12 protein-coding genes and 3 pseudogenes are annotated in these 14058 nt (G+C 38.2%); 7 read left to right on the top strand and 8 right to left on the bottom strand.

The features are described 5' to 3' along the window. Window positions 1-75: 75 nt before the first annotated feature. The 6 genes and pseudogenes from ACH0AB_RS10125 to ACH0AB_RS10100 all read right to left on the bottom strand — a co-directional run. Window positions 76-1464, bottom strand: a pseudogene (locus ACH0AB_RS10125) (acyl-CoA dehydrogenase family protein); the annotation flags it as partial. 13 nt (window positions 1465-1477) lie between these two features. Next, window positions 1478-1745, bottom strand: a pseudogene (locus ACH0AB_RS10120) (hotdog family protein); the annotation flags it as partial. Window positions 1746-1794: 49 nt separating this feature from the next. Next, on the bottom strand, window positions 1795-2559 hold the full coding sequence (locus ACH0AB_RS10115) for an SDR family oxidoreductase (protein ID WP_099834574.1): 765 nt from the start codon (window positions 2557-2559) through the stop codon (window positions 1795-1797). Between the two features lie 779 nt (window positions 2560-3338). Next, complete coding sequence (locus ACH0AB_RS10110; RefSeq protein WP_406878091.1) at window positions 3339-3938, bottom strand: malonic semialdehyde reductase; 600 nt, start codon at window positions 3936-3938, stop codon at window positions 3339-3341. A gap of 39 nt (window positions 3939-3977) precedes the next feature. Further along, complete coding sequence (gene rutD / locus ACH0AB_RS10105) at window positions 3978-4751, bottom strand: pyrimidine utilization protein D (RefSeq protein ID WP_406878090.1); 774 nt, start codon at window positions 4749-4751, stop codon at window positions 3978-3980. 94 nt (window positions 4752-4845) lie between these two features. Continuing rightward, window positions 4846-5469 carry a TetR family transcriptional regulator C-terminal domain-containing protein gene (locus tag ACH0AB_RS10100; protein WP_406878089.1) on the bottom strand — a complete coding sequence of 208 codons (624 nt, stop codon included), beginning with the start codon at window positions 5467-5469 and terminating at the stop codon, window positions 4846-4848. Between the two features lie 312 nt (window positions 5470-5781). Here ACH0AB_RS10100 and rutA point away from each other — a divergent pair, with 312 nt between their 5' ends. The 7 genes and pseudogenes from rutA to ACH0AB_RS10065 all read left to right on the top strand — a co-directional run bounded on the left by rutA (window position 5782) and on the right by ACH0AB_RS10065 (window position 11827). Further along, window positions 5782-6888: a pyrimidine utilization protein A gene (gene rutA / locus ACH0AB_RS10095; protein ID WP_406878088.1), complete on the top strand. Its 1107-nt coding sequence runs from the start codon at window positions 5782-5784 to the stop codon at window positions 6886-6888. A gap of 11 nt (window positions 6889-6899) precedes the next feature. Next, window positions 6900-7613 carry a pyrimidine utilization protein B gene (rutB, locus tag ACH0AB_RS10090; RefSeq protein ID WP_060994627.1) on the top strand — a complete coding sequence of 238 codons (714 nt, stop codon included), beginning with the start codon at window positions 6900-6902 and terminating at the stop codon, window positions 7611-7613. Between the two features lie 56 nt (window positions 7614-7669). Then, window positions 7670-8053 carry a pyrimidine utilization protein C gene (gene rutC / locus ACH0AB_RS10085; protein WP_060994626.1) on the top strand — a complete coding sequence of 128 codons (384 nt, stop codon included), beginning with the start codon at window positions 7670-7672 and terminating at the stop codon, window positions 8051-8053. Window positions 8054-8191: 138 nt separating this feature from the next. Then, window positions 8192-8764, top strand: a complete 573-nt coding sequence (rutF, locus tag ACH0AB_RS10080) for an NADH-dependent FMN reductase RutF (protein WP_406878087.1) — start codon at window positions 8192-8194, stop codon at window positions 8762-8764. A 27-nt stretch (window positions 8765-8791) separates the two neighbouring features. Further along, window positions 8792-10171: a solute carrier family 23 protein gene (locus tag ACH0AB_RS10075; protein WP_406878086.1), complete on the top strand. Its 1380-nt coding sequence runs from the start codon at window positions 8792-8794 to the stop codon at window positions 10169-10171. Window positions 10172-10298: 127 nt separating this feature from the next. Beyond that, window positions 10299-10961: pseudogene (gene ribB, locus ACH0AB_RS10070) on the top strand (3,4-dihydroxy-2-butanone-4-phosphate synthase); the annotation flags it as partial. Window positions 10962-11059: 98 nt separating this feature from the next. Beyond that, the gene (locus tag ACH0AB_RS10065; protein ID WP_282842503.1) at window positions 11060-11827 is read left to right on the top strand and encodes an SDR family NAD(P)-dependent oxidoreductase; all 768 of its coding nucleotides are present in this window, start codon (window positions 11060-11062) and stop codon (window positions 11825-11827) included. Window positions 11828-12257: 430 nt separating this feature from the next. Here the strand turns inward: ACH0AB_RS10065 and ACH0AB_RS10060 are convergent, their stop codons facing one another. Together ACH0AB_RS10060 and ACH0AB_RS10055 are read right to left on the bottom strand one after the other, a co-directional pair. Further along, a complete protein-coding gene (locus tag ACH0AB_RS10060; RefSeq protein WP_406878085.1) occupies window positions 12258-13175 on the bottom strand; it encodes a hypothetical protein in 918 nt (305 codons plus the stop codon). Between the two features lie 174 nt (window positions 13176-13349). Beyond that, window positions 13350-13931, bottom strand: a complete 582-nt coding sequence (locus ACH0AB_RS10055) for a toll/interleukin-1 receptor domain-containing protein (RefSeq protein WP_406878084.1) — start codon at window positions 13929-13931, stop codon at window positions 13350-13352. Window positions 13932-14058 lie beyond the last annotated feature (127 nt).

Genomic DNA, 14058 nt, shown 5'->3' with positions numbered 1-14058 from the left:
ATAATACTGTGCTTTATCAACCCAATTCTATCTTAATTTTATGATTATTTGGTCTAGACATTGGGGAGTACCTTAGTCTAATGCCTGTACCCCAAATGTTCCTTCATGAATGGGATTTAGACGATTATCACGATAGAACTGTTCGACATTATACTCACGGGTATAACCGTAACCGCCATGCACTTGAATGGCTAAATCATTTGCAACTAGACCCCATTGTGATGACCAGCTTTTGACTACTGGGGTCAGTAAGTCAAGAAGTGCTAATGCTTGCTTTTGTTGCTCTTCCTCTTCAAGTGAGTTTATATCATCTACTAAACGAGATGCATATAAACATAATGCTAAGCCGCCAGATGCATAAGATTTTTGAGCCAACAACATTCGGCGAACATCTGCATGCTGGATAATTGGAATTTGTGCCGATGCAGGATTACGTTCATTGCGTGTCCGACCTTGCGCGCGTGTCTTTGCATAATCCAACGCATGCAGATAACCTGTATAGCCTAATGCTGCTGCCCCTAATCCAACTGAGATACGAGCCTCATTCATCATATGAAACATATAAGCAAGCCCTTTACCAGGCTCCCCAATCAACTCACCAATTGCCCCCGCCTCACCTTCTGGTGTAAAACGACCTTCACCAAAATTTAAAACCGTATTGACAGTACCACGATAACCCATTTTATGATTAATACCTGCCAAAACGACATCATTGCGCTCACTGGCCTGACCTTCTTTATTCAGTAATTTTTTTGGTACAGTAAATAAAGAAATCCCTTGTACACCTGGTAGGAGTTGACCGTTTTCATCTGGGATTTTAGCAAGAACTAAATGCACAATATTTTCAGAAATATCGTGATCGCCACCCGAAATCCACATTTTATTGCCAAATAAACGGTAACGACCGTCGCTAGAAAGCACGGCACGTGTTCGAATGTCAGCAAGGCTAGAACCAGCCTGTGGCTCAGATAAACACATTGTTCCAAAGCATTTACCCGCTATCATAGCATCCACATAAGGTTTTACTTTTTCACGGTCACCATGTGCCATCAGTAAGTTAGCATTACCAATCGTTAAAAAAGCATAGCCTGTCGTCCCTGGATTAGCAGCCATCATATAAGCAACACCTGCCCGTTCAATTGAAGAAGGCAAACTCATTCCATTCCATTCAACAGGAAAAGCTGTCGCTATCAAACCTGCATCAGCAAATGCTTTTAATGCGACACCAACCTCTGGGTTAATGGTGACACGCTCTCCATCAAACACGGGCTCATTAACGTCATTTTTCTTATTATGCGTGGCAAAAAGGTCTGTTGCTAAACTTTCATAAACATCCAAAACCGACGTATATTCAAAACGCTCTTGTCCTGCAAAACGTGGGCGTTGACTAAGTTCATCAACTTTTAACCAGTCAAAAAGTAAGAATTCAACATCTTGACGCGAGAGTATCATTTCTTTGCTCATGCAATTCTCCAACTTATAGATTGATTAATATCAGCCATTCGGCAACCAGTGCTGGTTTAGCTTGATTTTCAATTTCAATTTCAATAGAAACATCAAGAGTAAGCCGATACTGATTCATAGCCTTTTCGACAATACTTTCTAAACTAAATAAAATACCCTCGCACCCTACTACCACTAGAAACAGGAGTAAGAAAACGTAAATTATTTAACCCATAATTAACTGAGGAGGTCTGACCTTGTATTGCTGGCAACACCTTTTCAGCCATAGCTGATAGAAGCGACTTATTTTAAATAAAAAAGCTCCAGGGCTAAGAAAATTGATGATTAATATTAAATCGTTAAACCACCATCAACGACAATACATTCACCGTTGGTATAGCTAGCTGCATCAGAAACCAGATATAAAACTGTCCCCGCCATTTCATTTGGTTCAGCATGTCGACGTAATGGAATTTCTTTGATCCAGCTCTCATATGCGTCTTTATTCGCAAACAATGCACCAGCAAATTTGGTTTTAGTCAAACCAGGGAGTATAGCATTCACGCGGATGCCAAATTGACCACATTCTTTTGCAAAAGACTTGGTCATGTTTACGACAGCAGCTTTAGTAATGGAGTAAATACCTTGTAAATCACCAGGTTGTAAGGCGTTTACCGATGCCGTGTTAACAATTGCACCACCACCATGCTCTTTCATTAATTTGCCAGCTTCAACCGACATGAAAAAGTAGCCACGAATATTGACTTCAACTGTTTTATTATATGCCGATAGGTCAGTATCTAAAATATGACCATAATATGGATTCGCAGCCGCATTATTAACAAGAATATCTAAACGACCATGCTTTTTACGAATATGTTCAAATGTAGCTGAGATATCTTCCATTGATCCGACATGGCATGCCCATGCTTCTGCTTGTCCACCAGATTGGTTAATTTGCTGAGCGACAACTTGACAGTCCTCTACTTTTCGGCTCGATACTATGACATAAGCACCATACTCAGCCAATAATTTAGCAATTTCCTCACCAATCCCACGACTTGCACCAGTGACTAATGCGATTTTCCCTGTTAAATCAAATAGGTTTTTAGCCATTTTATCTTCCTTCCTTGTTTTTCCCTAGATACATTTATAATTTCCTGTTCCCTTAGCATACCTAAATCGCCACAATGAATACAATGAATTATTTAGATGATTAATCATGAATAAAAAGAATCCAAATATTGAAAATACTGGAATAAATCGATTTTCCTAAATTATGATTCTAAGTTTCGAAATAATTATAACCTACTTTATTTTCAAAGAAGGCTGTTGGCAATCAAATCACTACGAGTAAACAACCCTCTTTGTTTTAGAAATTTATGAATTTCAGCAGGTATTTCTGCATCTTCTAAAAACTCATAAAAGGTTAAGATAACTTCTTCAGGCGTATATTGTGAGGGCGTTCAAAACTCTGTGTCAGCTAAATTAAAGTTTTATTAGGAGTCAGCACAGAATTCGGACCGTATACAGTGGTAAGTACATTTGTTGAGTTTTTAAATTACTCTGATAGGTAAAACTCAACCTCAAAGCAACCTATGGTAAACATATATTTTCCACAGAGTTATTATTTTTTTAAAAGCCAATCTTTTTATTGTATTAAGTTGCTCTATCAAGTATGAACATAGAAAAGCATTTAACATAATCAAAGTTGGGAGTAGTAAAAAACTTATGATCAGTATAGTTTGTGACTTTTTTATGGATAATAAGTTATTACAGAAGGGTGGCTAAATGACTATTTCTTTAAAAGATGGATTTAGAAAAATTTTAAATGTAAAAACCCAAAACTATGTTTGGGTTTCTAATAAGAGATAAAATAATCAACAAAAATTATATTATACGATTTTACAAGCCTCCTCAAAAGCCAATCTTGGCAAGCGTGAATACTGTTTCTCTTTTTCACCGTAGCCTATATTAATTAATAGATTAGATTTCCACTGAGTACCTGCGAGGAAGGTGGCATCAACCACATTGATTTGAAAGCCAGACATCGGGCCTGTATCGAGTCCCAAGCTACGACAAGCCATAATCAAATAAGCCGCTTGCATCGAGCTGTTACGAAAGGCGGTCTCTTTTGCCACCTCGGGGCTAGAGGTAAACCATGATTTAGCATCGGTATGGGGGAATAGTTGAGGGAGTTTTTCGTAAAAAGATTCATCATAGGCGACAATCACAGTGACAGGGGCATTCATGGTTTTTTCAACATTCCCTGAAGACAGAGTAGGTTTTAATCTTTCTTTGGCTTCGGCAGATTTGACAAAGACAAAGCGAGCGGGCGAACAATTAGCCGATGTTGGACAGAGCTTTACCAAGTCATAAAGTTGTTGCAATATCTCATCTGAAACTGGTTTGTCTTGCCAATGGTTGAATGTTCTAGCTTGATGAAATAATTGATTTAAACTTTCATTGCTAAGACTTTGATTATATACAGACATTTTTTTATCCTTTTTCTATTTAGTTAGGTTAAAAGTTAACTAGATTAAAAATTTTAAAATCGTTTGATTCATCATTGTTGGTTGAGTGACGGTGCTAGCATGACCACCTGTCGCCATCAGGTTAAATTTGGCATGGGGCATATTTTGAGTCAGTGATAGGCCCCGTTGCCAAGGCACTAAGGTGTCATCGGCATTGCTTATCACTAAAGTTGGATGATTGACGGTTGCTGCGGTTGTTTTGGGTTGGTAGGCTTTTAAGGAGTTTAAGCGAGCCAGAACATTGGGTATGGGTGCGAATTTTACAATGGCTTGATTTTCTTGTTCGGTTAAAATTTGGGCATTTTCTGAAATCCACTGCGGTGGGTATAAAAAAATGGCTTGGGCCTTAACATATGCCTCAATACCTGTATGCTCAAGTAAACTTTGACGTAAGTTAAAACATTTTAGGGTATAAAAATCGAGTTCATCCCAAGGATTGAGCAAAACCAATTTTTCTAATAATTGAGGCGCTTGGGCTGCGACCTCTAATCCAATAAAAGCACCGAGTGCATGACCGACAAAATGACAACTGGATAAATTGTTACACTTTAAAATGTCAACGAGTTCAGTCGCTAAATCTTTGAGCTGATAGTTAGAAGACAATAACTCGCCATCTTGCTGCACGCCTTGTTGGTCATAACATAACACTTGAAAATGTTGGGTAAAAAAGTCAATTTGCGGTTGCCAAAAATTCGCATGACCGCCTAGACCAGAGCTAAAAACCAGTGTTTTTGTAATAGATTTATCGTTACAGGGAAAAATTTCTACTGTCATACATTCTTGCCTTTATCCATTTTTAATGCCTAATCAACTAAAAATGAACTATTCAAGAATCATACCAATACTAACGTGGGTGAAAACACCTTTGCTAAGGAATTAAACTATCGACCAATAATTGAAAGCTGGTTTGTTTTGCTTCAGTGGTAAATTTTTTATTGGATAAAGTCTTACCCACGACGGCGTCAGTCTGCACAGCAAAATCCGCATAATGCTGGGTTACCGCCCAAATATGAAAAATAAGATGATAGGGAGAGACGGTTTTTAGTTTCCCATGTTCTATCCATGTCTCGATGACCTGAACCTTTTGCTTAACCAGTTTTTTAAGTGGTCCTTTTAATACGTTCATCAAATGCGGGGCTCCCTGCATAATTTCTAGGGCATATAGCCTTGAAGATTCGGGGTTATTTTTGGATAGCTCATATTTGACGGCAATATAATTTTTCAAAGCCTCTTTTGGTTCTGCTTTGGTTTCCAGTCCAGCAAGTGGCGTTAACCATTCTGTCAACACATTTTCTAAAACGACAACATATAAATCTTCTTTATTATCAAAATAATACAATAAATTAGACTTTGACATATTGGCTTTTTTGGCAATCGTTTCAATGCGGGCTCCATTAAGCCCCAATTGAGAAAATTCGACCAAGGCAGCTTGCAAAATCTCTTTGCGTTTGAGGCTTGTTTTATCAGTTTCTGGATTGATTGCGTTTTTCATAACAATTGCCTTATTCGTTTAAATCTTAAGCTTTGTTTGCCGATTGATAACAACATTATCTGTTAAATTTCACCAAAAAATCACCTTTGACTTGCACCTGTTTGAAGCATATGCACAAATATGACGAATGAATTTGACCATTTGGTCAAATTCAAATTTTATAAAATTTATGTAAAATATTGATTTTAATAGTATTAAATATTGGCACGCTAAATGCATTAGATAAAATATGAGAAATTTTGATTTCATAATTTTTTTCATAACCCCAAAATTCATTTATACAAGCATTCTTAGAAGAAGGAAGGTAACAATATGAAAGTAGGTATCTTTTGTCCAATTGGTAACAACGGTTGGCTTATTTCAAAAAATGCACCACAGTACAAACCTACGTTTGAATTAAATAAAGAAATCGTACAACGTGCTGAACACTATGGCTTTGATTTTGCCCTGTCGATGATTAAATTGCGGGGCTTTGGTGGCGAAACCGAATTTTGGGATTATAACTTAGAAACCTTTACCTTGATGGCAGGTTTAGCCGCCGTCACCTCAAAAATAAAAATCTACGCAACTGCCGCAACGCTAGTCATGCCACCTGCGATTGTCGCTCGTATGGCGTCAACCATTGACTCGATTTCAAATGGACGTTTTGGTTTGAATGTAGTAACAGGTTGGCAAAAACCTGAATATAGCCAAATGGGTATGTGGCCAGGGGAGGAGTACTTTGGCAAACGCTATCAATATTTATCCGAGTATGTCCAAATTTTAAGACAACTGTTTGAAACAGGGCATTCTGATTTTAAAGGCGAATTCTTTAACATGGATGATTGCCAAGTCAAACCCATGCCACAAGCGGACATGAAAATCATTTGTGCAGGTCAATCCGATGATGGTTTAGCCTTCTCAGCAAAATATGCCGATTACAACTTTGTGTTTGGTAAAGGCTTAAATACCCCAACTGCTTATGCACCCATTAATGACCGCTTAAAAGCCCAAACCGATAAAACAGGTCGTGATGTCTCGACTTATGTACTGTTTATGGTCATCGCCGATGAAACGGATGAAAAGGCTCAGGCTAAATGGCAAAGCTATAACGAAGGGGCAGATATGGAAGCAATTGCTTGGTTACAAGACCAAGGTAGCAAAGATAAGACTTCGGGCAGTGATACCAATATTCGCCACATGGCGTCAAGCGTGTCGCCTGTCAATATCAATATGGGTACGCTGATGGGTTCATACGAGAAAGTCGCCAGTATGCTCGATGCAATCGCTGAAATTAAAGGCACGGACGGTATTCTTTTGACTTTTGATGATTTTATCCAAGGCGTTGAGGACTTTGGTACTCGCATTCAACCTTTGATGAAAAGTCGCATTGATGTGGATAGTCCAATCGCTAGTCAAGTCAGCAAATCAGTGGCTTAAGGAGCAATAAAATGAATTCTGAATCTATCGTTTGTGCAAATTTTACTTCAGAAACTGCACCTGTGTTAAAAGCTGAGCCAGAGTCTATCAAACTAGATCCAGCCCAAACGGCTCTCATCATTGTCGATATGCAAAATGCTTATACCAGTATGGGTGGCTATTTGGACTTGGCAGGGTTTGATGTGTCTAAGACCACCCCTGTCGTTGCCCAAATTAAAAAAGCCATTGATATTGCTCATAAAGCAGGTATCCAAGTTATCTTTTTTCGTAATGGTTGGGATGAGAATTATGTGGAAGCAGGCGGTGAAGGCTCACCGAACTTTCATAAATCAAACGCCCTAAAAACCATGCGACAAAAACCAGAACTCAATGGCAAGCTGTTGGCAAAAGGTGGTTGGGACTATGATTTAATCGATGAGTTGTCGCCCAGTAAAGATGATATTGTTATTGATAAACCCCGTTATAGCGGTTTTTACAATACCAGTCTCGATAGCATGTTGCGTGTCCGTGGTATCCGTAATTTAATTTTTACAGGCATTGCCACCAACGTTTGTGTTGAATCCACCTTGCGAGACGGCTACTTTTTAGAGTATTTCGGCATTTTATTGGATGATGCGTGTTATCAAGCAGGCCCTCGTGAAGCCCATGACGCCACACTTTACAACGTCAAAACCTTTTTTGGTTGGGTGAGTAATGTCGCAAATATGGAATCCTGTTTTCCATAAAAAATAAATAAAATCAATTATTAACAAATAAACAACTCAATATAAGGAATTTTATCATGGCAAAAACAGTCATTATCCCAGAAGGCACTGGCAAACCATTAGCACCCTATGTACCTGCTACCAAAGCAGATAATATTGTGTATGTATCAGGGACGCTTGCGTTTGATGAAAACAATAACGTGGTGCATGTTAGTGATGCGGCAGCTCAAACCCGTCATGTATTAACCACGATTCAAAAAGTGATTGAAACAGCAGGCGGCACAATGGACGATGTGACTTTTAATTCTATTTTTGTAAAAGACTGGGCGGATTATGCAGCGGTTAATACGGTATATGCCGAATTTTTCCCAAATGACAAACCTGCTCGTTTTTGTATTCAATGTGGTTTAGTTAAACCTGATGCGTTAGTCGAAATCGCTTCTATTGCCCATGTTGGCTAAATAACTTTAACTAAAGGTGGCTTTGACCGAAGGTATTGTCAATTAATCATCTAGTGTAAAAAATTACCGCTTTAATCTTAACCCAAGCATAGCAATCACCCATTTCCATTTCTATGCTTGGTGTGCAGGGGAGACACCATGAATTCATTAAATATTGAAAAAGCTTTGGGTGGGACCGCTAGAATTAAGAGTGATTCAACCCAGTTATTAAAACCCAAACTGAATGAAACCCAGCAAAATTATCGTAATGCAATGAGTAATTTAGCGGCTGCGGTAAATATTATTACAACGGATGGTGCTGCTGGTAAGGCCGGATTTACCGCTTCTGCGGTATGTAGTGTGACCGATACGCCACCCACCTTGTTAGTGTGTCTGAATAAAAATGCCTCTGTTTATCAAACCTTTAAAAATAACAAAGTGTTGTGCGTGAATACCTTGGCCTTAGAACATAGGGAGTTGAGTAATCTGTTTGGTGGTAAAACGCCCATGCCAGAACGTTTTGCTCAAGGTAATTGGACGACCTTAACAACAGGCTCACCTGTACTTGAAGATGCTATTTTATCCTTTGACTGTGAAGTTAAAGCCATTAACACGGTCGGTACGCACGATATTTTCATCTGTGAAGTGGTGGATATTCGACATAAACCTGAATCGCAAAGCTTGGTTTATTTTAACCGAGATTATCATCAATTAAGTAAAGTCAATCATTAGCTACTTAACTCAAACATAGGGGGCAATATGGAAAATTGGTTTGTAAAATGGCGACCTTATCAAGGTAATATCGAGACGACACCTGTCAAGATTGATGAATATTTACCCATGGGTAAAAATATCATTTTAGGAGCTCAGCACGCTTTTGCTATGTTTGGTGCGACGATTCTTGCACCCTTGCTAATGGGGTTTGACCCAAGCTTAACCATGATGATAACGGGCTTTGGCACGATTTTGTTCTTTTTAATAACAGGCGGCCATGTACCTAGCTACTTGGGTTCAAGTTTTGCCTTTATTGGGGCGGTTGCTGCGGCAACAGGTTATAGTGGTACAGGGGCTAACCCGAATATTGAACTGGCATTGGGCGGTACCATCGTTTGTGGCATTTTATATGCCATTGTCGGTTTGATTGTTATGAAAACGGGTACAGATTGGATAGAGCGACTGATGCCACCTGTGGTGACGGGTGCGATTGTGATGATTATTGGCTTGAACTTAGCCCCTGTTACAATCAAGAGTGTGTCAGGCAGTAATTTTGATGCTTGGATGGCATTAGTGACCGTGCTTTGCATTAGCTCAGTAGCGGTATTTACCAAAGGTATGGTACGTCGACTGTTGCTATTGGTGGGTTTGGTAGTTTCTTATATTATTTACTTTTTGGTCGCCAATGTGATGGGACTCGGTAAACCCATTGACTTTGCACCAGTTGCCCATGCGGCTTGGTTTGGTTTACCAACTTTTCATCATCCTGTGTTTCAAACCAACGCTATTTTGATGATTGCCCCTGTGTTTATTATTTTGATTGCTGAAAATTTAGGGCATTTTAAAGCCGTTGGTGCAATGACAGGACAAAATATTTCACCTTACATGGGTCGAGCATTTTTAGCGGATGGGGTATGTACCACGCTTTCTGCCTCAATAGGCGGCACAGGTATGACCACTTATGCGGAAAATATTGGCGTTATGGCTGCCACCAAAATTTATTCTACCGTGGTATTCGTGATTGCAGGGGTGTTTGCTATTTTATTGGGCTTATCACCGAAATTTGGTAGCTTGATTAGCACGATTCCTGTGGCGATTTTAAGCGGTGCGTCGATTGTGGTATTTGGTTTGATTGTGATTGCAGGGGCAAGAATTTGGCTAAATGCCCATATCGATTTTAGTAAAAATAGCAATATGTTTGTCGCTGCCGTACCAATTATCATGGGTACAGGTAACTACTCACTACATATTGGTAGTTTTGATTTGGGCGGTATCGGTACCGCAACCTTTATTGCTATTTTGATGAATGTACTTTTCAGTTTTTCAAAAGAAGAGCCTGCTATCAATAGTACAAGTGATACCAAAAACATTGAATCGACTAATTGGAATGCTGAACCAGCATTGAGTGTCACTAAAACTCACTAGGGGGCTTTTTGGAGTTATTCAATAAACAAAATAATTCATGATAAAAATAGGTATGAATAAAAACTTAAGGTAAGGCATTTGTTAATGCAATGTCTTACCCATAGATATACGATAAAGGTAATATAAAATGAACACAATTGATGAGATTATTCAAGATATTAAACAAGGAAAAATGGTTGTTATTTTGGATGATGAAGACAGGGAAAATGAAGGCGATTTGGTGATGGCGGCATCTTGTGTCAGACCAGAGGATATTAACTTTATGATTACTCACGCTCGAGGACTTGTGTGCTTGACCTTAACCCCTGAACAATGTTCTAAATTAAACTTACCTTTGATGTGCCGAAATAATCAGTCGCAATTTAGTACCAATTTTACGGTTTCGATTGAAGCTGCCAAAGACATAACCACTGGTATTTCTGCTCTTGATAGAGCAAAAACCATTCAAGCAGCCGTCTCACCCAATGCAAAAGCAACAGATGTGGTGAGTCCAGGTCATATTTTCCCTATCATGGCAAAACCCAATGGTGTACTGCAACGTAATGGGCATACCGAAGCAGGCTGTGATTTAGCAAGATTGGCTGGATTACACCCATCTGCCGTCATCGTTGAAATCATTAAACCCAATGGTGAAATGGCTCGGCGTGACGATTTGATAGCATTTGCCAAAAAACACGATTTGAAAATAGGCACGATAGCTGATTTGGTCAAGTATCGTAAACGTGAGGAAATAAGTACGTTTAGTCATAAGCAAACAAATATGACTCATTATGCAGATAGTCGCCTTTATTGTTAATTCAATATTATTTTATAGAACTTAGGTTTGCTATTTTTAACCCTGAAATACCTAATAGAGTACTGGTGCAATTAAAACAAGTGAGAGTAAAAATGAATATTTTAGTGACAGGCGTAACGTCAGGGTTTGGTAAAGCGATTGCTGAATTACTTATTTCAAAAGGTAATACTGTTATCGGAACGGGCAGACGCCAAGAAAAACTGGAGAAACTTAAAGCCCAATTTTCTACACAAGGGCAAGGTGATAAATTCATTCCAATGAACTTTGACATATCCGATTTAGCCACAACAAAAACTGCTTTACAAAGCCTGCCAAAAGATTTTCTCGCCAATATTGATGTACTTATTAATAATGCAGGACTTGCTTTAGGATTAGAGCCAGCAGACAAAGCGAATTTTAATGATTGGCAAAGAATGATTAATACCAACGTATTGGGATTGGTTCATCTTACCCATGAGATTCTCCCCTTTATGACCGCTAAAAACAGCGGATATGTTATTAATATCGGTTCAACAGCAGGTAATCATCCCTATTTTGGGGCAAACGTGTATGGAGCGACCAAGGCATTTGTTCGACAGTTTAGTTTAAATTTACGGGCCGATCTAGTGGGCAAAAAAGTACGTGTCACTAACTTAGAGCCTGGACTATGTGGTGGTACAGAATTTAGTAATGTCCGTTTTAAAGATGATTATGATAAAGCATCTGCTGTGTATGAAGGTGTGGAGTATATCCAACCCACTGACATTGCCAATATTGTAGCATGGCTGGTTGAACAACCTGAGCATCTAAATGTCAACGAATTAGAACTTATGCCTACTGCCCAGACCTTCGCAGGGTTGACTGTTGTTAAAGATTTATGAGTCAATAGAATCCTCAGTATTGAAGATAATTTAAAAGAACAACACCGATAATGGAATTTAATAAACTTTACTTTATAAATAGTTAAATGCTTGTGAGATTAAAGTTTGACAGGCATTTAATTTTTGAAATTTAGAATTTTTCTTTTGTAAATATTTGGTTTTAAATAAATTATTTAACATAAAATAAATTGGGCGAAATTAATATAAACGTTTCTCTATTGATTTATGAGCAATGATTTGCTTACTATTTAGCATATTCTAAAAATTGATTTACTATGAAGCGGCAAGTACATCTGTGACCATTAGGACAAATATCGTATATGCTAAAACTTACCAGTTCAATGCAGTTCAAGGACTATTTGGGCGGGATAGATATAATTAACCTATACCTAGGGGACGATTCCTGCTCGTCCATATCTTGGAATTGGGGCTAGGGATTTGCCTGTGCTCGAACGGATGGTGGTAGATTATTGGAATCAAGTTTAACGAATTTTACTTGTTCATTTATTATAGAAAACTCATAGAAATCAATTGCCGAAGTAGCAGCATATGAATAATTTAATTCTAATATAACTGATTTAAAAGCTTCATTAGCGATATCAAATATTTTTCTTGGCTCATATTGTTTTAAATCATCTTTTGCATATATATTTAGGTATATTATTAAATTGTCGGATTCTTGTGTGCCGTTGAGTAATCCCATCCCGCTTCTGCCATTAATACTTAGTTGTATTCGAAAATCAGGGTCTGATAATTGGGGGTATTCTTTAATGGATATTCCTTTAAGCCTACAATCCCCACCTTTGTTTTTAAGATATAGCTCAACTTTGGCTTCTAATTCTTTACTTGAATTGTAAGCACTAAGTGAATCTAGGATACTAAGGCTTTTTGGTTCTTCTCTATTGCCTACATTGTTAAGAGATAAATTGAATTTAGGCTTATTCATAAGAACAAACAAAGGCTTCTTACCCTCCATTTCATTTTTGTAGTACTCAAACTGTTGAATAGTTATCGCCAATTGGTTTGATAAAACTTCAGATTGTTTTTTTAAGGCTTCTTCAGAACCTTGTTGTGCTTCAACCGAATTACGCATTTCTTCACGCTGAAGTTGTAATTCTTTATGCTGTATTTTTAACTGCTGCGATTGTAAGCGAAAAGCTAGTACAAACCAAAGCCACGCTACTGGTGCAAATATTCCAGCTAAAAAACCACCTACATCACTTAATGAAACAGTTTTATAAACCCAATAATACGCTAAAACCACTAGTCCAATGATAATCCAAACGCCAGTTAAACACTTTAACCAAGTTGGAACATTTGGGTTAATTTCTTCGTTGTTATTTTCCATATTCAATGCTCAAACTAAAGGACCGCCTAATATTAAATTTTAGTAGTGGTTTGAAAAGCATGCTATGATAGAAATAAAAAAGACAACTTGGGAAAAGTTGATAATTTGAGGTTATGAAGAGACAAATTTCAATCAAATGCTTTTTTATACCACAGCCCAATATTAATATTCATACTATGCAGACACTAATTCAGCTAATTTAATTGCAATTTTAGATATAGGCTCCTCTGCTGTACTTAAACCACTTCTTGATCCAAGCAAGGGGCTTACATTCCTCAATTCCTCAAATGTAGTATTATGAACAATTGGAACAAGAAGATCACGAGCTAATAAAGCTGAAAGCTCTTTATCAGCAATTCCCTCGCCTTTAATCCGAGTTAGAAAGTTAGGGGTAACTAATACAATACCTACTTTTGACTTAGCTAATCCTTTGTCAATTTCACGAAGTAAAGAACTGCCTAGTAATACATCTTTCTCACTAAACCAAACAGATACACCATTTTCTTCTAGCATATCATGAAGCTCTTTAGCAGCCTCTTTTCTGTCATCCCAAGCATGGCAGAGAAAAACATCTCTTAAATCAGGGATTTTTGAACGCTTCTCTACATTTTCACGGATAGGTGTCAGGGTGCGAAGTTCTTCAGGAGTGTATAGAACTGTTGCTCCTAAAGGCGACCAGCTAGCTCTTGTTTTAGCCGAAGTCCCGCTATCTCTACTACTAGATGTATTCGAAGATAAACTTTGAGGGCTTGACATATGAGAGCTATAAGTAGGATACGAACGATAAGTATGGCTATAGTACCCTCCTCGGCATGCAGGACAATTCGCTGCTGCACTTGCTGATCGGTGTCCATTAACTGGTGCTGTACATTGTGGCATTTGA

The sequence above is a fragment of the Moraxella sp. 179-F 1C4 NHS genome (assembly GCF_045370505.1).
GTDB classification, from domain to species: domain Bacteria; phylum Pseudomonadota; class Gammaproteobacteria; order Pseudomonadales; family Moraxellaceae; genus Faucicola; species Faucicola tetraodonis.
This window is presented reverse-complemented; position numbering and strand designations above follow the sequence as displayed.